This window comes from Sphaerisporangium sp. NPDC004334 (assembly GCF_053602655.1).
In genome coordinates, this window is sequence record NZ_JBSGDZ010000019.1 from 113,991 (window position 1) to 140,170 (window position 26,180).

Consider the following 26,180-nt stretch of genomic DNA (forward strand, 5'->3'; position numbering starts at 1 on the left):
ACACCGAGGCGACCACCGTGGTCGCCGGTCGGACACCGAGGCGACCACCGTGGTCGCCGGTCGCACACCGAGGCCACCACCGTGGTCGCCGGTCGCGCATCGAGGCGACGACCAGTGGTCGTCTTGCTCACAGGAGGTCGACCAGGCGGCCGGCGACGCCGGACTCCAGCACGATCACCGCGCCGATCGCGACGAAGACGAGCGGCACCAGCCAATGTCCGAACCGCTCCACGAACGCGATGATCTTCTTGTGGGAGCCGAGCCAGTACCCGGCAGCGCACCACACGGCGATCAGCACGGCGAATACGGCGATGGTGACCAGACTCGCCGTCAGGCCGATGGTGCGGAACATCGGCGTGTACACCGAGAGGTTGTCCGCGCCGTTGGCGATCGTGACGCCCGCGACCGAGAAGGCCCCGCCGGCCACCGCCACCGCCGCCCCGCCCTCCTGCCCACCCTCACGCCCGGCACCTCGTCCACCGTTCCGGTCGCGATGGCGGGCGCGGAGGGCGGCGATCAGGCCGCGGATGCCGAGGGCGAGCGGCACCAGGCCCAGCAGACCGACCCAGCGGTCGGGGATGACGGTGAGGCCGAGGGCGGCGATGGCGGAGACGGCGACCAGCGTGGCGATGCCCGCGTACTGCCCGGCGACGATCTGCCGTGCGCGGGGCTCGCGGCCGGCGCGGGCGGACAGGAACAGCACGGTCAGGATGATGATGTCATCGACGTTCGTGCCCGCGAAAACGGCGCAGGCGGCGCCGAGGGTCGCGACGAAGCCATCCATGAGCGGCCAGCCTATGGCGAACAGGTTCGCGCACTCGACCTCGGTTGCGGCCCGGGCCGCAACGCCGACCACCTCGCTTCCGCCGGCCATGGAGGATCAGCCGGATCTCCCATGACCGGCAGGACTGCAGAGGTGCCTCTACGTCTCAACGCCCGCAGACCCCGTGGCCGCGGAGACCGGCGCACGACTCCATCAGCGGCAAGCCTGGGTCCGCCATCTCCTACTTCAGCTCCTACGGTGGCCAGGTGGACGATCCAGATCTCGCCTTCATCGCCGGCCTGCCACGCGTGCGCGCCGCCGCCGGCTCCGCGTTCGAGTGCGTCGCGGGTCGCGTCATCCCGCGCGGCGCCCGAACGGCCGCCTTGCCCGTCGGTCACTCTGGCGGTTCTCGCAGGCTTTCGAGTTCTACCTGCTGTGCCGCCAGGATGCGGGCGATGGCCAGCTGGACGACGGTCTCTATGGCCTCGGGGTCGGCCGCGGCCGCCGACTCGTAATGCGTCAGTGCTTTCCGGCAGGCTTCGACGGCACGGAGCTGTGCTCGTGCTTGTTCGGCCTGTGCGCGTTCTCGCAGGGGGATGACCCCTCGTGCCCTGTGTTCTCGCAGGTCGGTCAGGGCGTCCAGTGCGGCTTGTTCGGTGAGGTCGAGTTGGGCCTTGATGAGCTCTACGGAGGAGTTCATGGTGGTGCCTTACGTCCATGACCGGCGCCTGATGCGCCCTGTTGTCGACAGCCTGGTGCTTAATCCCCGTTTAGATAGGACGTAGGGGCGATGCACATGGTTGTCGTGCCATGTCTGGGAAATCCCTGAGAGTTTGTGCACGAGCGACCGGCGGTGGCCCCAGCGCCTCCCGGGACCACCGGCCGGGATCCGTTACCGCTCTGTGACGCCCGTCGCCGTCTCCTTGACCCGGTCCGCCTGCTCGCCCGCCTGCTCCCGGGTCGCCTGGACGGCATCGGTGGCGGTGCTCCGGATCTGCTCGGTAGCCTCCTGCACCACCTCCGCGGCCCCCTGCTTGAGGTTCTGCGCCGACTCCTTCAGCGACTCGGTCACCGGCTGGGCCAGTGTCTGCGCCTGGTCCTTCATCTGCCGGGCGGCCTGCCGCTCGGCGCGGGTCTCGGGGATGACGGTGGCCGCGAGCAGCCCTGCGCCGAACGCGATCAAGCCCACGGCCATCGGGTTGCCCCGCGTCGTACGGGCGGCCTGCTGGGGCACCGACTTCACGGCTTGGGCGGCCTCGTAGGCGCCGTGTTTGACGGACTCGGCGGTCCTACCGGCCGTGTCCGCCGCCTGGTGCGCCCCATGCTGGACCGTCTCGGCCACCTGGTGCGCTCCATGACGGACCGATTCGGCCGCCTGGGAGGCGCCATGCTGCACCGCGCCCGCCCCCTGCTGGAGGGTGCCCACCGCCTGGTGGGTCCCGTGCTGAAGATTGTCCATCGGTGTCCCCATCATTCGCTCTCGAAGGGTGCGGGCCGCCGAACGGACGCGTTCGGTGCGCCGCCGGACGATCCGCGCCGGACTGGTGCGGTCGGCCAGCCGGTCCACGTCGTACGTGAGCTCGGCACGGGTGCGTGCGATCTCCTGTCTTATCTCGTCAGATCTCGTGCCCATCGAGCGTCCTCCTTGAGCGTCTCTACGGTCTCCTGCGGCTTTGGGGACACCTGGCGCATGCGCGTGCGCCCGGTGCTGAACAGCACCGCTCCGGCGATGGCCCACAACACGCCGACGATCAACGCCGCCCAGCCCGCGTCCATGACGTTGGCCAGCGCGAAGACCAGGGCGAGGCTGAGCAGTACGGCGGCCATGGCGCCGGCGAAACCGGCCCCTCCCAGCATTCCGGCCGCCTTGCCCGCCTTGCCCGCCTCCTCCCGCATCTCCGTCTTGGCCAGCTCGAGCTCCTGGCGGAAGAGCTTCGACAGGTCCTCGCCGATCTCCCCGACCAGTTCGCCCAGCGAGCGTTCCGGCGGGTCATGCGGCATGGTCATCTCCGCTCCCCACCCGGACCGGCCGACGGCGTCTGCGTGGCATCGGTGGTACCCGTCCTTTCCGTGTATCGCGTGGGACCGGACGACGTGCCGTAATCGCTCTGAGGCGGGGTCTGGCCGGAGGCGGCGGCGCCGCTCCGGGCGGGCTGCGGCGAGGTGGTGTACTGAGTGGCGGTGTACTCGTCTCCTTCAGTGGTGGAGTACTCGCTTTCCGCGGTGGTGGCGTACGGGCTGCCGGTGTACTGCTGCCGCACAGGGGGCTCGTAGCCGTAGGCGGCCGCTGGGGACCGGTCGAAGTCCCGGTCGCCTCCCTGCCAGGAGTCACGGCCGGTCTGCCCGCGGTCCGCCTCATCCGCCTTCATGCCGGCCTTGGCCAGTCGCCCGACCAGGAAACCGGCCGCCACGGCGCCCGCGAGGAAGACACCCGGACGCCTGCGCGCGAAGCGCTGCACGTCATCGGTGACCCCGGCGACGCCGTGCTCCTCCAGGTAGTCCGCGGCTCGCCTGCCGGTGTCGGCGACGTGGTGGGTCACCGTGCGCACCGGCGACTCCGGCTTGCCGTTCTCGGCCATGGCGCTCAGGTCGTCGGCCCACTGGCGGATCCCCTGGACGGCTTTACGGGTCTGCGAGTCCACCTCCTGGGCGGCGCGGCCGCGAAGCTGGCCGATGGCCTGACCGGCCTGGTTCCGCACCTCACCGGCCACCGCGGCGACCTGCTCCGTGGCCGTGCCGGCGACCTCGCCGACCGCATGTCCGGCCGTGCCGGCCACCTCACCGGCCGCTTCCTTCGCCCGCTGCGGAGCGCTCGGCCTCGCCTGAGGGTCGGATGCCCTCTCGGTGCCGTAACTCGATGGGTATTCGCTCACCGGTTCCTCCGTAGGTGTCCGGTTATGGGAACCCCCGCGCTACCCGACGATCGGCGATCTCACGGAAAAAGACATATTTGTAGTGGTAGATAGTTCTAGCCGACAAGCAAGCAGATATTGGCGGCTGGTTAGGTTTGAGGCGCCCCCGACCTGCAAATCACGTCTTTCGACGCCGGAAATGATTCGCGACGTCTGAAGCGCAGAGCCGTCAGAAGCGCCGCGAGGGTGATCCACAGGCCCCGGACAAAGCCGGAGTCCGTGGTGATCGGGACGGATTCAGGGTTAATGGGTGGCGGTCGTGGAGTGACTGCGGTCACAGTGGGACCGTGCCGGAGAACAACTTCGACGAACGGACAGCGGAAACGTACGAGGCCAAGTGGCCGGAACTGTTCGACCCGGCGGTCGTCGACCCGGCGGTGAGCTTCCTGGCCGATCTGGCGGGGTCAGGCGCCGCTCTCGAACTCGGCATCGGCACGGGCCGCATCGCGTTGCCGCTCAGCCGGCGAGGCATTCGCGTACACGGCATCGAGCTGTCGCCGGCCATGGTGGCGCAGCTGCGGACCAAGCCCGGCGCCACGAGCATCGGTGTGACCATCGGCGACTTCGCGACCACCGGGCCGGGCGGCACTTTCCAGCTCGCCTACCTGGTGCGCAACACGATCACGAATCTGACCACGCAAGATGAGCAGGTTGAGTGCTTCCGCAACGTGGCGGCGCATCTCGGACCCGGAGGCTGCTTCGTCATCGAGGTCTACGTGCCGGAGCTTCGGCGTCTCCCGCCGGGCCAGAACATCCACCCCTTCATCGTGACTCCCGCGCATCTCGGCTTCGAGGAGTACGACGTCACGTCGCAGATCGCGTTGTCCCACCACTACTGGGTGGTGGACGGCCGGCTCGAAACCCGCTCGTCACCGCATCGCTACGTATGGCCGTCCGAACTGGACCTCATGGCGCGACTCGCCGGGATGACGTTGCGAGAGCGCTGGGCCGACTGGAAGCGCGAGCCCTTCACCAGCGACAGCACGAACCACATCTCGGTCTGGCAGAAGACGCCACAGCGGTCACCAGAAAGTGACGATTGAAACGGCCATCAACGCCCCGCGAACAGTGACCGGACGACGCTGTCACTCGTCATCGTGGCGATCGAAATCGCGAACGGAACCCTCGTCGGACAGACTGAGCCCATGGAGTACCTCGGCCAGTGTCCGCACTGCCGCTCGACCGGTTCATCGACGACATCTACTGCCTGACCGGAGTGCCACGCCACCGCCTGATGAACGTCCCCTCGTTGCCGCCGGCACACCTGTTCATCAACCTGGGCGAATGCGGACACGACGGAAACCCGGTGTGAGGATGTCCACGATATCGTCTGCCCGAAGTCCTGCACCGGCGCGGACCGGCACCCGGCATCCCTGAACATCACCATCGGAGCGCTCCTTCCGGCCATCATCACCGGCTTGTGGTCTGGGCGCTCATGACCGGCGAACTCCCGCCACGATGGCGACCGCCGCCACCTCCAACCCGACGCCGACGAGCCCGAAGACCAGCGGACGTTGCAGGTCGGCCAGCTCTGAGCCCGCCTCGTACAACGGGTTGCCACTGGAGCCGTCGCATTGCGTGGAGCCGTTCTCCTGCTCCTCTTCCTGCGCTTTTTCGCACTGCCAGGAGAAACGTGTATCGAACCCGTTGGGCTCGAAACTCGCCATCTGCACCATGGCCAGCACGAGGAACGCGAAGCCGGCCAGTATCACAGCAATCTGGAGGTAGCGCACCTGTTTCGACACGAACGGGGACTATAACGGATGACGCCCTACGATGAGGGTCCGAGTTCGCAGGATTCATCGAGTTGGGGGTCGACGAGGGCGCGGGTAGCGGCCCTGAGTCGCAATGCGGGCGACTTTCCCGGAACAAGGGGCTCATCGCAGAAGAGGGTGTAGTCGGGGTCCGTCGGTTTTCGAGGTCGCCCGCACGGATTTTCACGCTGGGCTGCACTCCTATCCGAGCGCGACGAGACGTGTGCCGGGGAACGAGCTATGCGCCGTCGTTGCCATCGCGCAGGGAATGGATCATGCTCCGCAGGATCCGGAACGCGTCTGACTGCTCGGTCTCGGTCATGCCGGCCAGCATTCTGACCTCGACGGACCGGACCGCTACGGTCGCCTTCTCGAGGCTCCGTCGGCCGCGAGGCGTGAGCCGCGTGGGAAGAACCTTCCCGACGGGTGCCTCCGCAGGCCTGGTCACGTAGCCGTCTCGTTCCAGGGCCTGGAGCAGCACATTCATCGTCTGCCGGGTCACGAACGCGCCCCGCGCGAGCTCGGAGTTCGACAAGCCCGGTCGTTGAGCCAGCAGCTCGAGGCAGGAGTAGTGCGTCACGCTCATCCCGAGCGGCCGCAGCACCTCCTCCATGGCTGCACGCAGGGCGCTCGACGCCTCTTTCAGCAGGTAGCCCAGCGACGTCTCCAGGTCGACGCCGACACCGTGTTGACTCATGTCAGTATTCTGACATAGATTGGCCCATGTCAGAAAACTGACACGAAGAGAAGGAGTATCATCATGCCCGCCACCGGCCCCGACTTCATCTCGCTCCAAGCGCGCGACCTCGACGCTTCACAGGCGTTTTACGAGCAGTACCTCGGCCTCGTCCGCTCGCAGACCGGACCACCGCACGCCGTCGTGTTCGAGACGAAGCCGATCGCGTTCGCACTCCGCGACATCGTTCCCGGCACCGATCTCGCATCCGCCGCTCAGCCCGGCATCGGTGCCGCGATCTGGCTCCACGCCACAGACGTCCAGGCCATTCACGATGCTCTGGTCGCCGACGGTCACACCATCGTCTCCGCACCGATCGACGGCCCCTTCGGTCGGACATTCACCTTCGCCGACCCCGACGACTACCAGGTCACTCTCCACGACCGCGCCTGATAAGCCGAACGCCACCGGACGATCACCGGCCCCAAAGACCGAAACCTCACCAACTACATCGCTAGGCCCCTGCTCGAGACCGGCGGCTTCAGGCCGCGACTACACCCTCGTCTGTGAAGAGCCGAACAAGGCCGCGATCACCATTCGGCCTCAGGACAAAAAGTGCCGCGCGCCACGCAGTACGGTCCGGAGGCGTCGCTGGGTCATGTCGCATTCCAGGCGCACGTCCGCCGGTGCGGACAAGCCGGTGTCCGCTCGCCGGCCTGCGGGCAACCGGTCCGCGTCGAGTCCGTCTCGTCGGGCGATGAGCAGCCCCAGCTCGTACCGGGTCACCGCGTCGGTTCCGGCGACATGGTGGACGCCGTGGTAGTCGGACGCGGCGAGTTCGAGGAGCGCCGCGGCGAGATCTACCACATGCACGGGACATCGGACGACGTCCGTGAACAGCATTCCTTTCACCTGGCCGGTGGCCAGTGAACGCACCAGCGCCTCGTGCGGAGAACCACCGTCACCGATGATCAGGGACGTCCGGGCCAGCACCGCGGTCGGCGCGATCGCGCTCACGGCCGTCTCGGCAGCGGCCTTAGCCGCACCATACGGGGTGATCGGGTCAGGAACGCACGTTTCGTCATAGCGAATCGCGGCCCCGGAGAACACCGCGTCGCTGGATACGTGGACCAGGCGCCCGCCTGTCGCAGAGGCGGCGAGGGCCACGTTCGCGGATCCGGTCGCCGTGGTCGCCCAGTCCGTCCGCCGGTACGCGGCGTTGATGACGACCTCCGGGCGAACCGCCCGGACCAGCGCGTCGACGTCCTCTCGTCGGCGCACGTCAAGCGGCAGCCACTCGACACCCGCGGTCTCTGCGGACCGGCTCGAATAGGTCGCGGTCACCTCGTGTCCGGCGCTCGAACTCCGCCGGACGAGTTCGCCGCCGAGGAATCCGCTGCCACCGACGATGAGGACTCTCATGGCCGGTCACCCTAGCCCGGGCTCTCTTCGGCCAGACTGAGCCCATGGAGTACGTCGGCCGGGTGCCCGCACCGCCGCTCGACCGGTTCATCGACGACATCTACTGCCTGACCGGAGTGCCACGCCACCGCCTGATGAACGTCCCGCCGATGCCGTCGGCACACCTGTTCATCAACCTGGGCGAACCCGCCCGCCTGTGGGACTCCGACCCTTCGGTGCCGCCGGCGCTGTTCGCCGATGGGTGGTTCATGGGTGTGTGGACCAGGCGTTTTCTGTTCGAATACCCGACACGGATGCGACTCGTCGGGGTGCACTTCAAGCCGTGGGGGATCTCGCCGTTCGTCGACATGCCGGCGGACGAGCTGCGGAACCGATGGGTGCCGGTCGACGCCGTCTGGCAGCGGTCCGTGGACCGGATACGCAATCAGGTCGGTGACCTCGCATCCGCCACCGAGACGTTGCGTGCTCTGGAGGACGAACTGCGATCACGGCTCGCCGAAGGACCATCGCGCGGTCTCGACCTGGTCCAGCACACAGGTGGACGTCTGGAGTCCTCCTACGGCGTGGTCCCGGTCAGTGTGCTGGCGGATGCCGCCGGAGTGAGCGGCAATCACCTGGCCACGCAGTTCAAGTCCCATGTCGGGGTCACCCCGAAGCGGGTGGCGCGGATCTACCGCTTCGCGCGGCTGATCGTGTCCGTGGACGCGCTGCGTCCGGTCGACTGGTCGCAGCTCGCCCAGACGGCGGGCTACTTCGACCAGGCCCACTTCATCAGGGAGTTCAAGGACTTCACCGGCCACACTCCGACGGAATACCTGGCTCTGCGGCGTCGATTCCCCGCCGAGCCGGGATTTCCGCCGGACAGCGGTCCGATGCCCGCTGAGTGATTTTTTACAAGCTCGCTCGTGCCCGGAGACGACACGATCGGAGGCGAACGCGCAAGGCGACCCAAGGAGAACCAGTGGGCACAGTGATCATGCACAACGTGGCGTCGGTCGACGGCTTCATCGCCGACGAGAATGACGAGGTCGGGCCGCTCCACGACTGGTACTTCAACGGGGACACCCCGATCACCGGAGGCGGCGACCAGCACTACGACCATTCCGGATCCGGAAGCCGCATCAAGGTCCCACGCGCATCGGCGGAGTACGTCCGGTCGGTGTGGGACGCGATGGGCACGATCGTGATGGGCCGTACCCTTTTCGACCTGGTGAACGGCTGGGAGGGCCGGCCGCCCGCCGGCGAGCACGTGGTCGTGGTGTCCCACCGTCCCAAGCCCGAGGGCTGGCACCCCGAGGCGTCGTACCACTTCGTCGCTGACGTGACGGCCGCGATCGACAAGGCCCAGGAACTCGCCGGGGACCGCATCGTCGCCGTGAACGCCGGCGACGTGGGCGGCCAGATCCTCGCCGCCGGCCTCGTGGACGAGGTGGCGATGGACGTGGTGCCGGTGGTGTTCGGGTCGGGCAAACGCTTCTTCGGCGGCATCGACAAGCAGCACCTGCTGGAGGATCCCCACGTGGTGATCCAGAGCGACCGGGTCCTCCACCTGAGGTACAAGGTACGCCGCTAGATCCCCGACGCCGTCGATATCGGCGAGCTCAACACCACTCTCCTGTGGACGGCTGTGGGCTCCCTGGACTGCAACTCCGCGTCAGAAGCGTGCAGCCTGGATATCGTTCCCAAGAAGCTATGATCATCAGATGTTCGACGGAGACTTATTAGGTACAGGAATCTTCCTTTTCGCCGCCGCATGGGTTCTCTGCATCTTCGTCCTTGTGGCCGTGAGAATGGTCAAGAGTGTCCGGCAGCGCCGGATACTGAAGTACACGGATCCGGTGAGGGCCATGGACCTGATCGGACGCGTGCGTCAGCTCAAAGTCCGAGGCCGTGAAGCGGACGCCGTGCTTCTCGTCCACGAGGAACTGGCGATGCCCGCCGACAAGGCCCGCTCCTGGGTGAAGTCGATCTGAAAGCGATGCGCGACGTGAGCAATAAGGCCGGCGGGCCGTGGAGCATGGTTCGCGGCTGGCTCGACGTCCGAGGCTTGTCCCTACTCCTGGGCGGGTTCGCCGGCCGTCTGAGGCACCCGGTCGGGCCCGCCGTCGCGGATGGCCGCGTAGACCGCCTCAACCCTTGCTGAGCCGTGACTAGGGTGCCGTGGTGGGCACATCCCGATCCTCTTGGCGTAACACCACCCATGACTGGGCGACCGACGTCGATCTCGGTCACCTCGCCGGTATCCGAGGGAACCCGGCCGAGTTCGCCCCCGGCGGCGTCCGGCATTTGATCCTCGAGGTCCTCGCCTACGCGGCCGACGAGGCGGCGAGCACGGGCGCCGGACGCTGCACCATCACCCTCCACCCCGACGGCTCGATCTCCGTCGCCGACGAAGGACGAGGCACCGACACCCGCTTCGATGAGCAGGGACGGCCGGTGAAGAAGCCCGTCATGGCGTCCAAGGACCTGCGTTTTTTCGACGACCCCGGCGCGGAGACGCTTCCCGACGGGCATCCGCGCCGTGGCATGTCCGTCGTCGCCGCGCTCAGCGAGTGGCTCGTCCACACCAACCGCCGCCTGAGTGGATCCTGGATCCAGCGGTACGAGCAGGGCGTCCCTGTCACCGGCCTGGAGACCGTCGCCGGCGATGGTGCCACAGGGACGACCGTGCACTTTCTGCCCGACCTGCACCTGCCCCCACTCGCCGACGACCTGCGCCGCTTGGCGGACGGCTGGCCTGGCCTGGTCGTGACCGTCGACGACCGCTGTGGTGGCTGACTGATCGAGGGCTGTGCCATCTGGCAGAACCGCGGCCCTGACTGTTCGAGCAGCAGAAAGGCCCTCGCCCGATAATCGGGAGAGGGCCTCTGAAGTGCGGAGGCTCGGGGATTTGAACCCCGGATGGGCTGTAGACCCAAACCGCATTAGCAGTGCGGCGCCATAGACCTGACTAGGCGAAGCCTCCTGGTGCCCGACCGGCCTGTTGAGGGCCTGACTGGCTCAGCACAGAGTACCGGCCTTGATGCTAAGCGGCAAAGTGGATTCGGCGTGGCAACCGAACATGTCGCGCGAGAGCGGTTCGCCGGCCTTCATGCCCGGGCCGCGGGATGTCCGGATGCCGGGGCGGAAGACGGCCGTACGCCCGGGTTGCGGGGTGTCCGTGTGCCGGGTGTTGACGACGGCCGTGTGCCGGGTGTTGAGGACGGGCGTGTGCCGGCCTGGCGGTGTTGCATGGGGGGTGGAGGACCGATGGCCAGGGCCGGGGAGTGGGCCGGCCCTGGGGGTCCATGGGGAGAAGAAGGTTTCCCACACACTCTGTCCACAGGCTGTGGACACAGGGTGTCGCGACACCGGCGGTCAGGCGCGGCGCTGGGCCTCGCCCTCGATCTCGATCTTGATCTTCTTGCCGACCAGGACGCCGCCGGTCTCCAGGGCGACGTTCCAGGTGAGCCCGAACTCCTCGCGCTCGATCTCGGTCTCGATCTCGAAGCCGAACAGCTCCTGGCCCCAGGGGTTGGTGCCGGCGCCGCCGTACTCGACCTTCAGCGTGACCTCCTTGGTGACGTCACGGATGGTGAGGTCGCCGACGACGACGAGCTCGTCGCCGGAGTGGCTGACGACGCGGGTGCTGCGGAAGGTCAGCTCGGGGAACTTGTCCACCGCGAGGAAGTCGTCGCTGCGCAGGTGGTTGTCGCGGTCGTCGCTGCCGGTGTCGATGCTGGCGGTCTTGATGGTGAGCTCGGCCGAGGACTCCATCGGGTTCTCGGCGATGGTGACGGTGCCGGCGAAGTCGCCGAAGCGACCGCGGACCTTGCTGACCATCATGTGCTTGGTGACGAATCCCACGCGGGTGTGGGCGACGTCCAGGTCGAAGACGCCGGGGGTCGGGATGGCGATGCCTTCCCAGGTGCGAGTGCTCATGTTCCATCTCCCGTGGACTAGTGGATCGCTGGGCTTGATGCTTGCTCCAACAGATGTCTACCTGAGGAATATTCCACCCGTCAACTAACGTCGTCTAGAGTATGAGCGTGACACCAGCTGACGACCCCAGGCTCACGGCGATGGGCCTGATGGCCGAGGTCTACTTGGGCCTTACCGCGAAGATGAACGCCGCATTCACCGCCTCAGGATTGTCCGAGATCGACTTTGAGACATTGATCCGCCTGTACCGGTCCCCCGGCCGCAGGCTCCGCATGAGCGACCTCGCGGCCCAGACGTCGCTGTCCACCAGTGGGGTGACCCGCGTCGTGGACCGCCTGGAGCGCGAGGGCCTGGTCGAGCGGGTGGCCTGCGCCACCGACCGCCGGGCCTCCTACGCGACGCTGACCGACGCCGGCGCCGCCCGCCTCGAGGCCGTGCTCCCCCAGCACATCGAGGACATCGAGACGTGGTTCACCGGCCTGCTGCCCCCTGAGCGACTGGAGGATTTCCTGGCCAGCCTGCGCATCATCCGCGACGTCGTGCGGCCCTGTGCCACCGCCGGCGCGACGGACCTTTCGGATCTCAGCTCTCAACAATCGTGAGCTCCCCGCGGGCGTGCATCTCGCGCAGGCTGCGCTTGGCGAACTTGCCGACGCTCGTCTTGGGCACCGCATCGATGAAGGCCCAGCGTTCGGGCACCTGCCAGCGCGCCACCTTCTCCGACAGGAACTCCCGGAGCTCCGCCACTCCGGTCGTTCCGTCGAGCACGACACATGCCAGCGGACGCTCGCCCCAGCGTTCGTCCGGCACCCCGATGACCGCCGCCTCCACCACGGCGGGATGCCCCATCAGGGCGTTCTCCAACTCGACCGACGAGATCCACTCCCCGCCGGACTTGATGACGTCCTTGGCGCGGTCGGTCAGCGTGACGTAGCCGCGCGCGTCCAGGCGGCCCACGTCGCCCGTGCGCAGCCAGCCGTCGTGGAACCGCGAGGGGTCCTCCTCCAGGTGGTAGGACGCGGTGACCCACGGCCCGCGCACCTCCAGCTCACCCACCGCGACCCCGTCGGAGGCCAGCACGGCGTCGCCCGCGCCGACGATGCGGGCCTCGACGCCGGCCAGCAGCCGCCCCTGCGTGGCCCGAAGGTCCCAGGAGTCCCCGTGGGCGACCGTCGCCAGCGGCGAGGTCTCGGTCATGCCCCACGCCTGCACGACCTGGACCCCGAACTCGTCGGAGAGCGCGCGCATCAGCGACTCCGGCACCGCCGATCCGCCGCACGGCACCAGGCGCAGGGACGACAGGTCCGCCCCGTGCCGGCGGGCGTGGCGCAGCAGGTCGCCCCAGATCGTCGGGACGGCGCCCGAGACCGTCGGCCGTTCCTCGGCGATGATCCTCGCCAGGTGCTCCGCCTGCAGGAAGCGGTCGGGCATGACGAGCGAGGCTCCGGCCATCAGCGCGGCGTACGGCAGTCCCCAGGCGTTGGCGTGGAACATCGGCACGATCGGCAACACCCGGTCGCGGCTGGACAGGCCCATGGCGTTGGCCGTGCACACGCTCATGGAGTGCAGGTAGGCCGAGCGGTGGCTGTAGGCGACCCCCTTGGGGTTGCCCGTCGTGCCGCTGGTGTAGCACATGGCCGCGGCGGCGCGCTCGTCCAGGTCGGGCCAGTCGAACGCGTCGGGGGCCTGGTCGAGGAGCGTGCGGTAGTCGTGCACCTGCTTGCCCGCGGAGGCGAGCGGCGCGGTGTCGGCGGCCCCGATGACGATCACGTGCCGCACCGTCTTCATCTCGGGCAGGATCGGGGCGAGCAGCGGGACGAGCGAGGCGTCCACGATGACGACGTCGTCCTCGGCGTGCCCGGCGATGTAGGCGATCTGCTCGGGGAACAGGCGGATGTTCAGGGTGTGCAGGACCGCCCCCATGCTGGGCACGGCGAGATAGGCGGTCAGGTGCTCGGCGCTGTTCCAGCCGAAGGTCGCGACCCGCTGGTCGCCGTCCACGCCGAGGGCGCGCAGCGCGCCCGCCAGCCGCGCCGCCTCCCGGGCCAGTTCCCCGTAGGACATGCGGCGGTAGCCGTCGCCCGTGTACGTCACGACCTCGTGGTCGGCGAACAGTCCGGTGCCGTGCCGCATGATGGAGCTGATCGTGAGCGGATGGTCGGGCATGGTGCTGCGCATCTGACGGACCTCCGCTGGCGAGCCCCGGCCTGGGCGCCGGTTCGTGATTGTCGTCCGGCTCCGAGTCTCGTCCGCTCCCGCGTCTCAGACAAGCGCTCGTTCACGCCGGCCGCGCCACAGAGCCACTCGTTCGCCTCCTCCCGCCGAGGGGGCGGCTCGTTCACCTCCACCCGCCGCAGAGGGCGGCTCGTTCAGACGGGCTCGCGCCCCATGGACACGTGCGGCCGGGGGTCGGGCCGGCAGGGCTCGATGACGACGAGGTCGCCGCGCAGTTTCGCCATCGCGCGGGACACCGTGCTCTTCACCGTGCCGATGCTGATGCCGAGAACTCTGGCGATCTCCGGCTCGGTCATGTCCTCGTAGTAGCGCAGCACGATCGCCGTGCGCTGCCGGACCGGGAGCCGGTTGATCGCCTCTTCCAGCAGTTCGTGGATCTCTCCGGGCGTCGGCCCGTCCCTGGACGGCGTCTCCGGCAGCTCCTCCGAGGGGTACTCCTCCAGCCTCCTGCGCCGCCACCAGGAGATGTTGATGTTCACCATCGCCCGGCGGACGTACCCGTCCAGCGCGGCCCGGTCGTTGATCCGATCCCACGCCAGGTAGGTCTTGGTCAGGGCCGCCTGGAGGAGGTCCTCGGCGTCCGCGGGCTGGCCGGTGAGCTGGTAGGCCATGCGCAACAGTGCCGGACCGCGGGCAGCCACGTACTCGCGGAACTCCTCGTCTTTACCGCTCATGCGATCACCGGTGCCGTGACGAAGGCCATGATGAAACGATCTCGACGTCAGAATCGCAGCCGGACGCCCTGATACGGCTGATCCGTCATCCAGGTTTCGTCCCGGCGACGGCAAAGATCACCACAGGGTCATGGCATGCTGGGGCGTCGACGAATTCCTCCTGGAGTGGGAAATTTGCTACGCAGGTCGCCGCGGAGGAAAAATCCTCGTCCCGAAACGCGCGGCGGCGGCGACGATCTGTGTGACCCTAGGGGACGACGAGGAGACTCGCGGCGGCGACCGGGGAGGGGCCGATGGGAGTTGAGCGTCGCCATGCGCTGGCGTCGGCCGCACTCGGCAGGAGCACCGCCCCCGTGAGGGCCGAGGCCGAGGAGCCCGCCCCGCTCACCGGCGTCGCGGGTCAGATCATCGACATCAGCCCCCACCTGGTGATTCTGGAGAACCCGGACGGCGTGGAGGAGCGGCTGGTCATCGCGCCTTGGGCGACCGCCTGGCACGGCAGCCCCGTGAACCCCGTGGACCTGCCCGCCGGCACCCGCGTGATGATCCGCGCCCGCCAGTCCGGCCGGGTGGCCGAGCGCCTGTGGGGCGACATCACCCGCGTCACCGGCATCGTCCTCACCCTGGGCAAGGACGGCAGGGACCTGACGATCGAGCTCGACGGCGGCCCGCACCGGGGCCGGCGGGTGATCGTCGTCCCCTACGGCGCGTCGGGACGCATCCGGGTGCGCCATCCCCAGCTCGAACCGGGGTACCTGTTCGACGCGATCGGCACGCGGCGCGACGGGGTGACCCACGCGCGGCTGCCGGCGACCTCGCAGCCCACCTACCGCGCCGCCTCCGTGCCGGCGCCCCCGCACGCCTACCGGGCGGTCCAGTCGAAGATCTCCGGGGCGGCCGCCTGGTCGGACGCCTTCGACGACGGCGAGGCCGGGGTGGCGTACCCGATGCTGGAACGTGCCGATTCCGAGTGCGAGGACGCGGGCGTGTCCTGCAGCGGCCTTCCCTACCTCGCGCTCGGCTCCATGCTGTACGTCGGGAACGTGTGCGAGAGCCGCTCGTCGGTGCTGCCGATCGTCTCCTGCGGATGCATGGCCGGGCGGTTCTGCGACCGGTGCGTGGAGTGCGGCACCTCGCCGCGGGGCCGCATCGCCGAGCTGTCGCCGCTCTCGTACGTGGAGCTCGGGGGGGAGCTCACCAACGGATGCTTCAACGCCCGGGTCGGATTGGGGTGACCGTGGACACCGTGACAATCGCCGCCGCCGCGCTCGCGCTGCTCGCGCTGCTCCTGGTGCTCGGCGGCGGGGCGAAGCTCGCGACCGCCGGGAGCGACGCCGATCCGGGCGGGCTGTCCCGCCTCGGTCCCGGCGTGCTGGTGCCCGAGCGGTGGCGCGGGCAGTTCATGATCTTCTGTGCCGCCGTTGAGATCCTGCTGGCCGCGGGGCTGATCTTCACCCGCCATCCTCTGCCCCGCTGGGGGACGGTCTTCTTCTTCTCGGTGTCCACCTATGTCCTGTGGGAGCTGCGCCGGCGGCGCCCGGACGTAGGCTGCGGCTGTTTCGGCGAGGCGAGCAGCTCCCCGGTGGGGCTGCGCTCGATCGGCCGCGCCGCCGTCCTTGCCGCGATGGCGGTGCTGGTCACGCTGGTCCCGGTGTCGGGCGCGGACCTGCTGATGCGGGCCTCCTGGAACCTGACGTCGGCGCTCGGAGCCGGCCTGGCGCTGCTGGTCGCCCTGTCGCCCGAGTGGGGCGAGGCGATCGCCCGCATCAGGCACCGCGCGCCGTGCGAACAGCGTGCCGTCCCGGCGGCGCGGGCCGTCGCGCGCCTGCGGGCGAGCGCCGAGTGGCGCTCGTACGCGCCGCTGCTGGTGACCGACGAGCCGTCGGACTCCTGGCGCGAGCTGTGCTGGCGCTTCTTCGTCTACCCCGGGCGCACGGCCGTCGGGGCGCGGGCCGAGGTCGTCTTCGCGGTGTACCTCAGCGGGCGCCGGCCGCCGGTGCGGGTCGCCGTCGTGGGCGCGGAGAACCCGGCCGGGGCGGACCTTCTCCGAGAATCTAGCGGTGTATCGGTCGGAGGCTAGAAAGCCCTAGACGACCGGAGACGGACCGGCTAACGGGCGGACGGGGCCCGCGAACCGACCCGGACGTGCCGGAGAACGGCCGGCGGAACGCCGCCCGTTCACCAGGGGGCGGTGAGGGTGACCATGAAGGCGGCGTGGTCGGTGTGCGACATGCCGTACTTGTCGGTGCGGACGAAGGCGAACGAGGTGGACGCGATGACGTGCTGGACATCGCCGTCGCCCTTGCGGAAGTAGCCGGCCGGCACGCAGTTCTGGGCGTTCTCCGGGTCGGACTTGTCGTACTCGAGGTTCAGGTCGCCGCCCACGACGGTGGGCAGGGCGCCGTATTGGGCGTGCGACTGCGGGATGTACTCGTTCATCAACTGCTTGCACTGCTGCAGCGCGACCGGCTCGTCGGCGGCCGACAAGTGGGTGGTGCACGCCCAGAACCCGCCGAAGCGGCCGCACCCCCACGCACGTCGTTCGCTGCCGGAGTCCTGGGTGGAGTACCACCCGCCGGCGCTCGCGGTCTTGCCGTAGCGGGGGACGCTGAAGACGGCCACCCCGTACGCGCCACGCCCGCCGGTGCACTGGATGGCGGCGGCGACGCGCTCGTCCTGCACCTGCCGGAACTCGTAGTCGCCGTTGCCCATGGCGGAACGGAGCGGAGCGACGTCGCCCTCGCAGATCTCGTTGGCGGTGAGGACGTCCGGCCTCACCCGCCCGATGAGCGACTGGGCCTCGGGCACGGCGGCGCCGCCCTCGTAGCAGCCCGCGTACCCGCTGTTGCAGAGGTTGACCTGCAGAACCTTGAACGTCGTGGCGGCCCGCGCCGCGGTGGAGCCGGCCGGCCCCACCAGCGAGCCGAGGAGGACGACGACGACGGCCGCGCGGAGGCCGCCTCTCACGCCGATCAAGCGCTTCATACGGCCCATCACCCCGTGCGGTCGCGTAGCCGACTCCGGATCATCACCGCGTTCCATGGTCACGGTAAAACAGCCCTGAATGCTTGTCGATGCCCCGATGTGAGACGCACGGCGGCGCGTGGTGACCGGCCACGCCGACCGGCCACCACGCGGCCGCACACCGCGAATTCGACTCTCTACGGCTCTCTAGCTTCCCCTCTAGAAAGCCGTAGAGAGGTCAATGGGGGCGCAGGAACGCTGCGCCCTGTCTCGGGGTGCGGGCGCGGCCTACAGCGGCTGCGCCCGGAGAAACCTGCCGAAGTGCGGCACGGTGAAGGCGATGAGGCCGCGCTCGGCGCTGAAGATGAGCCCTTTCTTGATGAGGCTGTCACGGGCCGGCGAGAGGCTCGACGGCTTGCGCCCGAGCAGCTCGGCGACGTCGGCCGTCGGCACGGGCTCGTCGCCGACCGAGGCCATCGCGTGCATGTAGTCGCGTTCGGCGGGGGTGGCGCGCTCGTAGCGGCTGCCGAAGAAGCCCACCGCGAGCTCCTCCTCGGCCTCGGGGGCGGCCACCCTGATGTCGTCGGCGGTGATGGGGCTGCGCGGGGCGAGATCCCAGGCGACCTTGCCGTAGGCCTGGACGAAGTACGGGTAGCCGTCGGCGGCCTCGTAGAGGGCGTCGAGCGCCTCGGGGGTGAACTCGACCTCCTCACGCGCGGCGGGGGCGATGAGTGCCAGGTCGGCGGCATCGCGGTCGAGCCGGTCGATGCGCGCGTAGCGGAACAGGCGCTCGGAGTAGCTCTTGCTGGCGCTGAGGACGCCCGGCAGGTGGGGCAGGCCGGCGCCGACGACGATCAGCGGCCCGCCGCTCTGCGACAGCTCGTGACAGGCGGCGCACAGGGCGGAGATGTCGACCGGCTGGACGTCCTGCATCTCGTCGATGAACAGGGCGACCCCGACGCCGAGGTCGGTGGCGACGGAGGCGGCGTCGACGAACAGCTCGGTGAGGTCGATCTCGAGATCGCCCGAGTCGGCCCGGCCGCGGCCGGCCGGGACGTCGATGGCGGGCGACCAGTGCGAGGTGCCCTTCGCCGCGCCGGGATCGCGCATGGCGAACGCCTTGAGCACGCCGAGGAACTCCTCGATGCGCTCGGGGGCGCGGTGGCGGGGGGCCAGCTCGCGGATCGCCATGTGCAGCGCGGCGGCGACCGGACGGCGGATGGACTGCTCGGGGCGGGCCTCGATCTTGCCGGTGCCCCAGAGCCGCTGCATGGCCATGGACTTGAAGGTGTTGAGCAGCACGGTCTTGCCGACGCCGCGCAGCCCGGTGAGGACCATGCTGCGCTCGGGACGGCCACGGGCCACCCGCTCGAGCACGACCTCGAACTGTTGCAGCTCACGATCACGCCCGGCGAGCTCCGGAGGGCGCTGCCCCGCACCGGGGGCGTAGGGATTGCGCACGGGGTCCACGCTCTCGGACTTTATGACCGGATATAGAGGCCGTCCTAGATTTCCGTAGAAAGCGCTACGGCGTGTCGCCGATCGACGGGAGGCGGAGGGCCGCCCGGACGCCTGCCGGACGGGGGGCGAGAGCAACGCCACCTCACACCACCCTTCGCCTGAACCCTGCCGGACCGAACCCGTGTTCGATCCGATGCCGAAGACTGTAGCGCCTCCTCGAACATGTGCGCGAGCACTTCCGGGTAAAACGCGCGGCACACCTCCGACAGAGCCTCGCCCGGCGGGCCCGGACCCCGGACATCACAATTGCGTCACGAGCGGCGTCAGGATGGCCTTACTCTGGCGTATGCGCCACACAGCGAAGCACCGCCACCTGGGCCTCGCGGTCCTGGCGTGCGCGTCCGCCACCCTGACCGCGTGCGGCGGCTCCGGTTCCGGCGTCGTCGCCGAGCCCGCGCCTCCGTCCGTGGCCACGCCGCCGTCGGCCTCCCCGGAGAGCCCTACGGCCGGCCCGGCGGCCAGCCCCGCGCCGCCGTCCGCCACGCCGTCCCCCTCGCCTTCGCCCACCGGACCGCCGCCCTTCGCGGCGAAGGTCACGGCCGTCACGGCGACCCAGCTCCGCCATTCCTGGCGGCCCGGCTGCCCGGTCTCCCCGAGCGGCCTGCGGAAGGTGACGATGACGTACTGGGGCTTCGACGACAAGGCCCACACCGGCGAGCTGATCGTGAACCGCTCGGTCACCGACGACGTGGTGGCGATCTTCGGGCAGCTCTACCGGTGGCGCTACCCGATCGCCCGCATGGAGCCCGTCGACGTCTACAAGGGCAGCGACTTCGACTCCATCGAGGCCGACAACACCTCGGCCTTCAACTGCCGCAGGACGACCGGGGCGAGCAGCTGGTCCAAGCACTCGTACGGCAACGCCATCGACCTCGACCCCCGGGAGAACCCGTGGGTCGAGCCCGACGGCTCGGTCGCGCACGACAACGCGCGGCGGTTCGCCGACCGGCCGCTGCGCAGGCCGGGTGTGATCAATCCGGACGACCGCGTGGTGCGGCTGTTCGAGAAGCACGGCTGGGAGTGGGGCGGCTACTTCAACGGCGCCAAGGACTATCAGCACTTCAGCAAGGGCGGCGGCTGATCCCCGCCGAGGCCGCGGACCGCCACGCGGACCCTCACTCGGGCCGTCACTCGGGCCGTCACGAGGTCGATCTTCCCGCGAAGAACGGCAACGGCGGAGGAATCGTGACATTCGCGGCCCTCGCCGGGTTTTGCCGGATATGATCGCTGGCCGTGACCACTCCGGTGCCCGACCCCGGACGGACGGAGTCACGCCGGGGACCGCTGCGGCCGTGGATCGCCCTCACCGCCGTTGTGTTCGCGCTGGCCACGGTGCTCGCGCTGTCCTGGCCGGCGGGCGGCCTCCAGGAGGCCAAGCCGGAGGTCCCGCACCGCCGGCTTGGTGAGACCAGCGCGGGCCACCGTTTCGCGGTGAAGCCGTACAAGGTGGCGTACGTGACCAAGGACCCCGCGCCGGGCTTGGGCGACCCCAAGGACGGCCGCTTCCTGGCGATCGAGCTCGAGGTCGAGAACGTCAGCGACCAGACCGCGACCGTCGACGACCTGTCCGCCGTCACCTACCTGAAGATCTCCCCGGGCAGCGTGGTGCTCGACCGGTTCAAGGACAAGACGGCCGGCTTCGTCATCCGCGACGGCGGCTTCGACCGCACCCAGCTCCAGCCCGGCCTGGCCGAGCGCGTGAAGATCGTCTACACCGTCCCGGCGGGGACGCCCGACCCGACGAGCCTCACCGCAGCCTTCCGGGACGAGGACTACGGGCCGTGGTTCACCTCCGAGCTGTCCGACTGGCTTCCCGGCGGGACGCTGGCGATCTACGACCTCGAGGTGTCCAGGTGAGGCGCGCGATCGTCGGAGTGCTCACCGCGGCGCTGCTGCTCGCGGGCATCGTGGCGGTGCGCCGCGCCACTCCGGACGCCGACGCGAAGTACGCGCCGATCGCGTCGGTGGGCGAGATGGGCGAGCAAGTGAACACCGCCGCCTTCCAGCTCCGCGTGGACCGCGTCCAGCTCGGCCGGTCGGTGCGCCTGGAGGACGCCTACGGACTGCTCGGGCAGCCGAAGAGCACCGCGGGCGTCTGGGTGGTCGTCTGGGCCACCGTCGCTGCCACCACCGAGGAGGTGACGGTGCAGGGCGCACGGCTGCGCACGGCCGACGGCGCGGAGTACCTGGCCAGTTCGGTGTCGGGCACGCTCGACAAGACCGCCCTCGCCCCAGGCATGCCCTCCTACGGGCCCATCCTGTTCGAGGTGCCCCCCGGCAGGCTGGCCGGCGCGGCCCTGGAGGTCACCGTCCACAGCGTCAAGAGCCTGGACCACCTCGGTCCCGCGGCCGCCGTCGACCTGCGGCTGTCGGGCCCGTACACCAAAGCGCTCATCGAGCAGGCGCCGGCGTCCCTGACGGTCGGGCCGGTGCGCGATCTGTGAGGGGGGACGAGCCGTGAACTGGAAACGCGACCTCTGGTACGGCCTCGGCCTGCTGGCTCTGGTCCCCGCCGCGCTCGCCGCGCAGGTGCTGCCCTGGCGGGAGCGGTACGAGACCCTCGCCGGCAAGGGCGGGCGGGAGGCCGTCGCCGCGCACGGGCAGGCGGCCCGGTTCAACGGCATCGAGTGGCGTCTGAAGAGCATCACCGAGGGCCGGCCGCAGGACCCCGCGGCCCGGCCGCTGCCGCCCCGCACGAAGGTCGCGATCGTCGTCGTCGGCCTCAGACCGCTGACCGAGCAGGCGAGCAGGTGGTTCGGCGCGATGGGCGGCACCTGCAAGATCAGGGTCACCGACGCGGCGGGGCGCACGTGGGGGCCGTCGATCCGCAGCGACCTGGCGCCCAAGTCGGGGCTGTCACCCTCGTGCTTCAACATGGACGCCGACTTCAAGCTCGCCCCCCTGCCCGTCGGCCAGGAACTGGCCGTCGAGACGGTGTACGTCGTGCCCGCCGACGCGTTCAGGACCCTGCGGGTCGAGGTGCGGGTGGCCCCGGAGCCGGGAACGGTACGGCTGCTCCCGTAGGCGCGGGCGGCGCGTCAGGCCCGGCCGTGGGGACGGCCGAACGGACCGCCGAGCGGGCAGCCGAGCGGCGCAGCGCCAAGTCGAAGGCGACGGCGAGCAGGCAGATGCGCAGCACCTCGTGGAGCAGGTCGACCGGGAAGACGGCCGCGCCCTCCCACATCTGCCACCACAGGATCTCGTGCGCCCCGATGAGCCTGGTCACGCCGATGAAGCCGACCGCCGCGAGCGCTTCGAGCGCCACGTAGATCAGGCAGAACGTCAGGTAGAACAGCACCCCGCCGCTGAGGACGAACCGGAAACCGTTCACCAGCGGGACGTACTTGTCGCGGACCCCTCGGGAGAAGAACTCCGCGACAGCCTGGACCGGGGTCGGCAGCCGCTGCCAGAGCCGCGAGACGTGCGGCTCGACCCGGGTGCCCTCGATGACCTTGGCCTCCTGGGTGATCGAGGAGCTGTAGACGACGGCCGCCATGGCGAGCCAGACCAGCGGCTGGACCAGGCCGTCCTTGACCTCGGGCAGGTAGGGGGCCGCGTACTCGCCGAGCTGCCGGAGCGTCTGCAGCAGGGGGACGCGCTCGAACAGGCCCGTGAAGTCCGCCCAGACGACCCGGCCGGTCAGCCAGTCGACGCCGTCGCCGGTCCAGTTGCCCAGCGAGATGATCCCGAAGTACATCCACATGCATTCGAACGTGCTGTTGGCCACGCCGAAGACGCGCCTTCCCGTGGCGCTGTAGAGGCGCTCGAACGCCACCTTGACCGCGAAGATCACGGCGGTGATGACCATGATCAGGACGTTGACGTTGAACAGGTCGTTCAGCAGGCCGATGTAGCTGAGGTCGATCGTCGGGTGGAGCTCGTTCAGTAGCCGCTGGAAGGCGCGCAGGTCGTCGGTGAACAGGCCCCACGCGCTGTAGAAGATCAGGAAGGGCAGCAGGGTGTGGGCGATCGCGTCGACCATGTCGCGTTCGCGCTCGTCGGCCGTGCGGGCCTGCACCGGGCGCGAGCCGAGCGCGCGACCGGCGATGTTCAGCATCGCGATGTAGGCCGTCAGCGTCACCAGCACGCCGAGGCTGAGCACGCCGAAGGCCAGGTAGGCCCGCCATCCCGTGGGCTCGGCGACGCGCACGGCGGCCAGCAGCACGCCTTGGTGGACGAGGGCGCCCAGGGTGTAGTAGAAGGCCAGGGGCAGGAAGAGGCGCCCCGCGAGACGGAAGGTGTCGTAGGGCAGTCGGACCGGAGAGAGTGAACCGTCCATCGCCGTTGGATGCTAGCGGTCCGAAGGCCGACGAACGGTGCGATTCGGGCATGGGACCGTAAGGCAGGATGGAGACATGGCGGCGAAGGACGGCGACGGCTGGGCGCTGTGCGAGCGCGGCCACCGGCACTGGGGGCTGCACGGCGCATCAGGGCTGCTGGCCGTCCACTTCGACGCCGGGGGCACGCCGCACGTCCTGATGCAGAAACGCTCGTGGTGGAGCCATCACGGCGGCACGTGGGGGCTGCCCGGAGGCGCGCTCGACAGCCATGAGGACGCCGTCACCGGCGCCCTGCGCGAAGCCCTGGAGGAGGCCGCGCTGAGCGGCGAGAGCCTGCGCGTCCTCGGCGTCCACATCGACGACCACGGCGGCTGGGCGTTCCAGACGGTGATCGCCGAGGCGGACGCGCTGCTGCCCGCCGTCCCGGCCAACGACGAGAGCACCGACATGCGGTGGCTGCCCGCCGACGAGGTGGGCGGCGAGACGCTGCACCCTGGGTTCGCCGAGACCTGGCCGGCGATCAGGCCGTCGCTGCCGCCCTCGGTGGTGGTGCTGGACGCCGCCAACATCGTCGGCGCGCGCGCCGAGCACGGGTGGTGGCGCGACCGGGCGGGCGCCGCGCGGCGCCTGCTGGCGGACGTCGAGCGGCTCGTGGAGCACGGCCTGCGGCCTCCCGAGGGGTTCCCGGCTCCGGCGATGTGGTTCCCGCGCGTGATCATGGTGCTGGAGGGCGCGGCCAAGGGCGTGCGGTCCGGCGGCACGGCCAACACGGCGGACGTGGCGGACATGGCGGACACGGCGGACGTGGCGGACACGGCGGACGTGGCCGGCGTGGTGGGCGTGGTGGAGGCGCCGGCCAGTGGGGACGACGCGATCGTGGACACGGTGCGGGAGAACCGCGAGGTCAGGCCGTGGCAGCGGGTTCTGGTCGTCACCGCCGACCGCGAGCTGCGCCGGCGCGTCGCCGAGCTGGGCGCCGCGGCCGTGGGTCCGGGATGGCTGCTCGGCCAACTCCGGCGGGTGTAGCGTCGGACCGTCGAACCGCCACCCCTCACGCCTTATCCGCGCATATCCCCCGATATCCAGAAAAATCTCCAAACCTTGATGAGCGACCGAACCGCACTCGACTGGACCGCCGAGCCCGACAGTCCGGTCCCTCCTCCGACGTGGGGACGGCGCGCACCTGAGGCACATGTGCTGCCCTGGGTGTTCGCGGCGCTGGCGGGTTTCCTGCTGATCGGCAACCTGCTGCTGTCGCCGCACCTCACCGCGCCGGCCGTCACCACCTGGTCGACGATCTTCGTGACGATCTGCGTGCAGGCCATCCCGTTCCTGGTGCTGGGGGTCACGCTGTCCGCGGCCGTCACCACCTTCCTGTCGCCGTCCTTCTTCGAGCGCGCGCTGCCGCGCCGGCCGTACGCCGCCGTGCCCGTCGCCGGCGCCGCCGGGCTCGTGCTGCCCGTCCGCGAGTGCGCCTCTGTGCCGGTCACCGCCCGCCTGATGGCCCACGGCGTCACCCCGCCGGCCGCGCTCGCCTTCCTGCTGGCCTCTCCGGCGACCAACCCGGTCGTCCTGGTGGCGACGGCCGTGGCCTTCCCCGGCGAGCCGCTCATGGTCCTGGCCCGCTTCGGCGCCTCCCTCGTCGTCGCCGTGCTCGCCGGCTGGGCCTGGCGGCTGCTCGGCCACTCCGGCCCGCCACGCGTCACCACCGCACCGCCCGTCCCCGAGGGCGCCACCCGGCGCGCGGCGTTCCTGGCGGCGGTGCGCCACGACTTCCTGCACGCCGGCGGCTTCCTGGTCATCGGCGGGCTCGCCGCGGCGACCCTGAACGTGGTGGTCCCCCGCTCGTGGACCACCTCCCTCGGCGAGGTCCCCTGGTCGTCGGTGCTGGTGCTCGCGCTGCTGGCGGTCGTGCTGTCGGTCTGCTCCGAGGCCGACGCCTTCGTCGCCGCCTCGCTCACGACCTTCTCCCCGACCGCCAAACTGGTCTTCCTGGTCGTGGGGCCGATGGTCGACCTGAAACTCATTGCGCTGCAGGCGGGGACGTTCGGGCGGGCGTTCGCCGCGCGCTTCGTCCCGCTGACGCTCACGCTCGCCATCGTGGTCGGCGTGCTGGTGGGATGGGTGCTGCTGTGAACCGCATGGCCCAGAACCTGGTGCTCGCCCTGGTGGGCGGCGCGCTGCTTCGCGTGTCGGCCCTGTCCACCACCTACCTGAACTACGTCAGGCCGGGATTCCGCGCGCCGCTCGTCGCGGCCGGCGTGATCCTGTTCGCGCTCGGCGTCTTCGGCCTGGTCCAAGAGTGGCGCAGGCCCTATCCGCCCTCGGGGAAGCCGGCCACGCGCCGCCGGTCGCACGGACCACCGGTGGCCTGGCTGCTGTGCCTTCCGATCGTGGCCGTCTTCCTGATCAACCCGCCCGCGCTCGGCTCGTTCGCCGCCGCACGCGACCAGACGCCCCGGCCGCGCCCGGCGTCAGGGGGGTACGGCGCCCTGACCGGGGACGCGCCCACGGCCATGCCGGTCGGGGAGTTCATCGGCCGCGCCTGGAGCGACGGAGGCCGCACGCTCGCCGGGCGCCGGGTCAAGCTCACCGGGTTCGCCGTCCCGTCCGAGCACAAGGGCCAGTGGTACCTCGCCCGCATGCGACTGCGGTGCTGCGCGGCCGATGCCTTCCCGCTGAAGGTCACCGTGCTGGGCGTGCCCGCGCCCCGTCCGGACACCTGGGTGGAGGTGACGGGCGCCTGGGTGCCCGTCCCCTACGACCGCCTCCCCAAGGGCGCGGCCGCCCCCGAGTTGACGGCCACCGCGCTGGCCAAGGTCGCCCGGCCGGCCGAGCCGTACGAATAGGCGCGGGGCCCGCCACTCGCGCGCGAACGCCCGGCGGGCAACGCTATCGTTGGTGTCGCACTGGAGGGTTCGCATAGTGGACGAGTGCAGCCGCCTTGAAAGCGGCCAGGTCGGCGACGGCCTCGTGGGTTCGAATCCCACACCCTCCGCCACCGGCCTCCCGTGATCCCCTCAGATGCGGGCGGCCCACCTGCGGCCGCCGCCTCGGT

General features: G+C 70.0%; 31 protein-coding genes and 2 tRNA genes. 18 read left to right on the forward strand and 15 right to left on the reverse strand.

Annotated elements, in window-relative coordinates; all coding sequences use genetic code 11:
- Positions 1 to 127 precede the first annotated feature (127 nt).
- From ACWEN6_RS25195 to ACWEN6_RS25215, 5 genes are all read right to left on the reverse strand, one after another.
- Complete coding sequence (locus ACWEN6_RS25195; RefSeq protein ID WP_452573328.1) at positions 128 to 784, reverse strand: cadmium resistance transporter; 657 nt, start codon at positions 782 to 784, stop codon at positions 128 to 130.
- Positions 785 to 1,157: 373 nt separating this feature from the next.
- Entirely contained in the window at positions 1,158 to 1,463 is a 306-nt protein-coding gene (locus ACWEN6_RS25200) for a hypothetical protein (RefSeq protein ID WP_452573330.1), read from the reverse strand.
- Positions 1,464 to 1,655: 192 nt separating this feature from the next.
- Positions 1,656 to 2,396: a DUF3618 domain-containing protein gene (locus ACWEN6_RS25205; RefSeq protein ID WP_452573332.1), complete on the reverse strand. Its 741-nt coding sequence runs from the start codon at positions 2,394 to 2,396 to the stop codon at positions 1,656 to 1,658.
- Positions 2,372 to 2,764 (reverse strand): phage holin family protein, encoded by a 393-nt coding sequence (locus ACWEN6_RS25210; protein ID WP_452573496.1) that lies wholly within the window; start codon positions 2,762 to 2,764, stop codon positions 2,372 to 2,374. The genes ACWEN6_RS25205 and ACWEN6_RS25210 overlap by 25 nt, the downstream gene beginning before the upstream one ends.
- Before the next feature lie 2 nt (positions 2,765 to 2,766).
- Complete coding sequence (locus ACWEN6_RS25215) at positions 2,767 to 3,636, reverse strand: hypothetical protein (RefSeq protein ID WP_452573334.1); 870 nt, start codon at positions 3,634 to 3,636, stop codon at positions 2,767 to 2,769.
- 326 nt (positions 3,637 to 3,962) lie between these two features.
- On the opposite strand from ACWEN6_RS25215, the gene ACWEN6_RS25220 reads away from it, so the two are divergent.
- Entirely contained in the window at positions 3,963 to 4,718 is a 756-nt protein-coding gene (locus tag ACWEN6_RS25220) for a class I SAM-dependent DNA methyltransferase (protein ID WP_452573336.1), read from the forward strand.
- 119 nt (positions 4,719 to 4,837) lie between these two features.
- Positions 4,838 to 4,987, forward strand: coding sequence for a hypothetical protein (locus ACWEN6_RS25225; protein WP_452573338.1), 150 nt, complete (start codon positions 4,838 to 4,840; stop codon positions 4,985 to 4,987).
- 121 nt (positions 4,988 to 5,108) lie between these two features.
- On the opposite strand, the gene ACWEN6_RS25230 is transcribed toward ACWEN6_RS25225, so the two are convergent.
- Both ACWEN6_RS25230 and ACWEN6_RS25235 read right to left on the reverse strand, forming a co-directional pair.
- A complete protein-coding gene (locus ACWEN6_RS25230) occupies positions 5,109 to 5,420 on the reverse strand; it encodes a hypothetical protein (protein ID WP_452573340.1) in 312 nt (103 codons plus the stop codon).
- Between the two features lie 247 nt (positions 5,421 to 5,667).
- Entirely contained in the window at positions 5,668 to 6,126 is a 459-nt protein-coding gene (locus ACWEN6_RS25235; protein ID WP_452573342.1) for a MarR family winged helix-turn-helix transcriptional regulator, read from the reverse strand.
- Positions 6,127 to 6,189: 63 nt separating this feature from the next.
- Between ACWEN6_RS25235 and ACWEN6_RS25240 the strand changes: the two genes are divergently transcribed.
- Positions 6,190 to 6,558, forward strand: coding sequence for a VOC family protein (locus ACWEN6_RS25240; RefSeq protein WP_452573344.1), 369 nt, complete (start codon positions 6,190 to 6,192; stop codon positions 6,556 to 6,558).
- A gap of 150 nt (positions 6,559 to 6,708) precedes the next feature.
- Here ACWEN6_RS25240 and ACWEN6_RS25245 read toward each other — a convergent pair whose 3' ends face one another.
- The gene (locus tag ACWEN6_RS25245; RefSeq protein ID WP_452573346.1) at positions 6,709 to 7,527 is read right to left on the reverse strand and encodes an SDR family oxidoreductase; all 819 of its coding nucleotides are present in this window, start codon (positions 7,525 to 7,527) and stop codon (positions 6,709 to 6,711) included.
- Positions 7,528 to 7,571: 44 nt separating this feature from the next.
- On the opposite strand from ACWEN6_RS25245, the gene ACWEN6_RS25250 reads away from it, so the two are divergent.
- From ACWEN6_RS25250 to ACWEN6_RS25265, 4 genes are all read left to right on the forward strand, one after another.
- A complete protein-coding gene (locus ACWEN6_RS25250) occupies positions 7,572 to 8,414 on the forward strand; it encodes a helix-turn-helix domain-containing protein (protein WP_452573348.1) in 843 nt (280 codons plus the stop codon).
- Positions 8,415 to 8,488: 74 nt separating this feature from the next.
- Entirely contained in the window at positions 8,489 to 9,100 is a 612-nt protein-coding gene (locus tag ACWEN6_RS25255) for a dihydrofolate reductase family protein (RefSeq protein WP_452573350.1), read from the forward strand.
- 130 nt (positions 9,101 to 9,230) lie between these two features.
- Complete coding sequence (locus tag ACWEN6_RS25260) at positions 9,231 to 9,500, forward strand: hypothetical protein (RefSeq protein ID WP_452573352.1); 270 nt, start codon at positions 9,231 to 9,233, stop codon at positions 9,498 to 9,500.
- Between the two features lie 190 nt (positions 9,501 to 9,690).
- A complete protein-coding gene (locus tag ACWEN6_RS25265) occupies positions 9,691 to 10,305 on the forward strand; it encodes a hypothetical protein (RefSeq protein ID WP_452573354.1) in 615 nt (204 codons plus the stop codon).
- A gap of 97 nt (positions 10,306 to 10,402) precedes the next feature.
- Here ACWEN6_RS25265 and ACWEN6_RS25270 read toward each other — a convergent pair.
- A tRNA-Ser gene (locus tag ACWEN6_RS25270) sits at positions 10,403 to 10,492 on the reverse strand.
- Between the two features lie 392 nt (positions 10,493 to 10,884).
- Positions 10,885 to 11,448, reverse strand: coding sequence for a YceI family protein (locus ACWEN6_RS25275; protein ID WP_354844122.1), 564 nt, complete (start codon positions 11,446 to 11,448; stop codon positions 10,885 to 10,887).
- 101 nt (positions 11,449 to 11,549) lie between these two features.
- Between ACWEN6_RS25275 and ACWEN6_RS25280 the strand changes: the two genes are divergently transcribed.
- Entirely contained in the window at positions 11,550 to 12,050 is a 501-nt protein-coding gene (locus tag ACWEN6_RS25280) for a MarR family winged helix-turn-helix transcriptional regulator (RefSeq protein ID WP_452573356.1), read from the forward strand.
- Here the strand turns inward: ACWEN6_RS25280 and ACWEN6_RS25285 are convergent.
- Both ACWEN6_RS25285 and ACWEN6_RS25290 read right to left on the reverse strand, forming a co-directional pair.
- Entirely contained in the window at positions 12,031 to 13,626 is a 1,596-nt protein-coding gene (locus tag ACWEN6_RS25285; RefSeq protein ID WP_452573358.1) for a long-chain fatty acid--CoA ligase, read from the reverse strand. The two genes, ACWEN6_RS25280 and ACWEN6_RS25285, sit on opposite strands and share 20 nt — an antisense overlap.
- 191 nt (positions 13,627 to 13,817) lie before the next feature.
- Positions 13,818 to 14,357, reverse strand: a complete 540-nt coding sequence (locus ACWEN6_RS25290; RefSeq protein WP_452573360.1) for a SigE family RNA polymerase sigma factor — start codon at positions 14,355 to 14,357, stop codon at positions 13,818 to 13,820.
- A 293-nt stretch (positions 14,358 to 14,650) separates the two neighbouring features.
- Here ACWEN6_RS25290 and ACWEN6_RS25295 point away from each other — a divergent pair, with 293 nt between their 5' ends.
- Together ACWEN6_RS25295 and ACWEN6_RS25300 are read left to right on the forward strand one after the other, a co-directional pair.
- The gene (locus ACWEN6_RS25295; protein ID WP_452573362.1) at positions 14,651 to 15,592 is read left to right on the forward strand and encodes a hypothetical protein; all 942 of its coding nucleotides are present in this window, start codon (positions 14,651 to 14,653) and stop codon (positions 15,590 to 15,592) included.
- Between the two features lie 2 nt (positions 15,593 to 15,594).
- Positions 15,595 to 16,437, forward strand: coding sequence for a MauE/DoxX family redox-associated membrane protein (locus ACWEN6_RS25300; protein WP_452573364.1), 843 nt, complete (start codon positions 15,595 to 15,597; stop codon positions 16,435 to 16,437).
- A 98-nt stretch (positions 16,438 to 16,535) separates the two neighbouring features.
- On the opposite strand, the gene ACWEN6_RS25305 is transcribed toward ACWEN6_RS25300, so the two are convergent.
- Both ACWEN6_RS25305 and ACWEN6_RS25310 read right to left on the reverse strand, forming a co-directional pair.
- Positions 16,536 to 17,342 carry an endonuclease/exonuclease/phosphatase family protein gene (locus ACWEN6_RS25305; protein WP_452573366.1) on the reverse strand — a complete coding sequence of 269 codons (807 nt, stop codon included), beginning with the start codon at positions 17,340 to 17,342 and terminating at the stop codon, positions 16,536 to 16,538.
- A 267-nt stretch (positions 17,343 to 17,609) separates the two neighbouring features.
- Positions 17,610 to 18,791, reverse strand: a complete 1,182-nt coding sequence (locus ACWEN6_RS25310) for an AAA family ATPase (RefSeq protein ID WP_452573368.1) — start codon at positions 18,789 to 18,791, stop codon at positions 17,610 to 17,612.
- A 337-nt stretch (positions 18,792 to 19,128) separates the two neighbouring features.
- Between ACWEN6_RS25310 and ACWEN6_RS25315 the strand changes: the two genes are divergently transcribed.
- From ACWEN6_RS25315 to ACWEN6_RS25330, 4 genes are all read left to right on the forward strand, one after another.
- On the forward strand, positions 19,129 to 19,923 hold the full coding sequence (locus ACWEN6_RS25315; RefSeq protein ID WP_452573369.1) for a M15 family metallopeptidase: 795 nt from the start codon (positions 19,129 to 19,131) through the stop codon (positions 19,921 to 19,923).
- A gap of 152 nt (positions 19,924 to 20,075) precedes the next feature.
- Positions 20,076 to 20,699 carry a hypothetical protein gene (locus ACWEN6_RS25320; RefSeq protein WP_452573370.1) on the forward strand — a complete coding sequence of 208 codons (624 nt, stop codon included), beginning with the start codon at positions 20,076 to 20,078 and terminating at the stop codon, positions 20,697 to 20,699.
- A complete protein-coding gene (locus ACWEN6_RS25325) occupies positions 20,696 to 21,286 on the forward strand; it encodes a hypothetical protein (protein ID WP_452573372.1) in 591 nt (196 codons plus the stop codon). The genes ACWEN6_RS25320 and ACWEN6_RS25325 overlap by 4 nt, the downstream gene beginning before the upstream one ends.
- Positions 21,287 to 21,299: 13 nt before the next feature.
- Entirely contained in the window at positions 21,300 to 21,866 is a 567-nt protein-coding gene (locus ACWEN6_RS25330) for a hypothetical protein (protein ID WP_452573374.1), read from the forward strand.
- Here the strand turns inward: ACWEN6_RS25330 and ACWEN6_RS25335 are convergent.
- Positions 21,802 to 23,121, reverse strand: a complete 1,320-nt coding sequence (locus ACWEN6_RS25335) for a hypothetical protein (protein ID WP_452573376.1) — start codon at positions 23,119 to 23,121, stop codon at positions 21,802 to 21,804. The genes ACWEN6_RS25330 and ACWEN6_RS25335 overlap by 65 nt on opposite strands.
- 76 nt (positions 23,122 to 23,197) lie before the next feature.
- Here ACWEN6_RS25335 and ACWEN6_RS25340 point away from each other — a divergent pair, with 76 nt between their 5' ends.
- The 4 genes from ACWEN6_RS25340 (at position 23,198) to ACWEN6_RS25355 (ending at position 26,123) form a co-directional block, all read left to right on the forward strand.
- On the forward strand, positions 23,198 to 24,148 hold the full coding sequence (locus tag ACWEN6_RS25340; RefSeq protein WP_452573378.1) for an NUDIX domain-containing protein: 951 nt from the start codon (positions 23,198 to 23,200) through the stop codon (positions 24,146 to 24,148).
- A gap of 78 nt (positions 24,149 to 24,226) precedes the next feature.
- A complete protein-coding gene (locus ACWEN6_RS25345) occupies positions 24,227 to 25,258 on the forward strand; it encodes a permease (protein ID WP_452573380.1) in 1,032 nt (343 codons plus the stop codon).
- 5 nt (positions 25,259 to 25,263) lie between these two features.
- Positions 25,264 to 25,971, forward strand: coding sequence for a TIGR03943 family putative permease subunit (locus ACWEN6_RS25350; protein ID WP_452573498.1), 708 nt, complete (start codon positions 25,264 to 25,266; stop codon positions 25,969 to 25,971).
- Positions 25,972 to 26,033: 62 nt separating this feature from the next.
- Positions 26,034 to 26,123: transfer RNA gene (locus ACWEN6_RS25355), tRNA-Ser, on the forward strand.
- The last annotated feature ends 57 nt before the right edge of the window (positions 26,124 to 26,180 follow it).

Coding starts and splice junctions, on each gene's coding strand:
- ACWEN6_RS25195 (WP_452573328.1), bottom strand. CDS start 784: ATGGATGGCTTCGTCGCGACCCTCGGCGCCGCCTGCGCCGTTTTCGCG.
- ACWEN6_RS25200 (WP_452573330.1), bottom strand. CDS start 1,463: ATGAACTCCTCCGTAGAGCTCATCAAGGCCCAACTCGACCTCACCGAA.
- ACWEN6_RS25205 (WP_452573332.1), bottom strand. CDS start 2,396: ATGGGCACGAGATCTGACGAGATAAGACAGGAGATCGCACGCACCCGT.
- ACWEN6_RS25210 (WP_452573496.1), bottom strand. CDS start 2,764: ATGCCGCATGACCCGCCGGAACGCTCGCTGGGCGAACTGGTCGGGGAG.
- ACWEN6_RS25235 (WP_452573342.1), bottom strand. CDS start 6,126: ATGAGTCAACACGGTGTCGGCGTCGACCTGGAGACGTCGCTGGGCTAC.
- ACWEN6_RS25240 (WP_452573344.1), top strand. CDS start 6,190: ATGCCCGCCACCGGCCCCGACTTCATCTCGCTCCAAGCGCGCGACCTC.
- ACWEN6_RS25245 (WP_452573346.1), bottom strand. CDS start 7,527: ATGAGAGTCCTCATCGTCGGTGGCAGCGGATTCCTCGGCGGCGAACTC.
- ACWEN6_RS25250 (WP_452573348.1), top strand. CDS start 7,572: ATGGAGTACGTCGGCCGGGTGCCCGCACCGCCGCTCGACCGGTTCATC.
- ACWEN6_RS25260 (WP_452573352.1), top strand. CDS start 9,231: ATGTTCGACGGAGACTTATTAGGTACAGGAATCTTCCTTTTCGCCGCC.
- ACWEN6_RS25275 (WP_354844122.1), bottom strand. CDS start 11,448: ATGAGCACTCGCACCTGGGAAGGCATCGCCATCCCGACCCCCGGCGTC.
- ACWEN6_RS25280 (WP_452573356.1), top strand. CDS start 11,550: ATGAGCGTGACACCAGCTGACGACCCCAGGCTCACGGCGATGGGCCTG.
- ACWEN6_RS25285 (WP_452573358.1), bottom strand. CDS start 13,626: ATGCGCAGCACCATGCCCGACCATCCGCTCACGATCAGCTCCATCATG.
- ACWEN6_RS25290 (WP_452573360.1), bottom strand. CDS start 14,357: ATGAGCGGTAAAGACGAGGAGTTCCGCGAGTACGTGGCTGCCCGCGGT.
- ACWEN6_RS25295 (WP_452573362.1), top strand. CDS start 14,651: ATGGGAGTTGAGCGTCGCCATGCGCTGGCGTCGGCCGCACTCGGCAGG.
- ACWEN6_RS25305 (WP_452573366.1), bottom strand. CDS start 17,342: ATGAAGCGCTTGATCGGCGTGAGAGGCGGCCTCCGCGCGGCCGTCGTC.
- ACWEN6_RS25315 (WP_452573369.1), top strand. CDS start 19,129: ATGCGCCACACAGCGAAGCACCGCCACCTGGGCCTCGCGGTCCTGGCG.
- ACWEN6_RS25335 (WP_452573376.1), bottom strand. CDS start 23,121: ATGGACGGTTCACTCTCTCCGGTCCGACTGCCCTACGACACCTTCCGT.
- ACWEN6_RS25340 (WP_452573378.1), top strand. CDS start 23,198: ATGGCGGCGAAGGACGGCGACGGCTGGGCGCTGTGCGAGCGCGGCCAC.
- ACWEN6_RS25345 (WP_452573380.1), top strand. CDS start 24,227: ATGAGCGACCGAACCGCACTCGACTGGACCGCCGAGCCCGACAGTCCG.
- ACWEN6_RS25350 (WP_452573498.1), top strand. CDS start 25,264: ATGGCCCAGAACCTGGTGCTCGCCCTGGTGGGCGGCGCGCTGCTTCGC.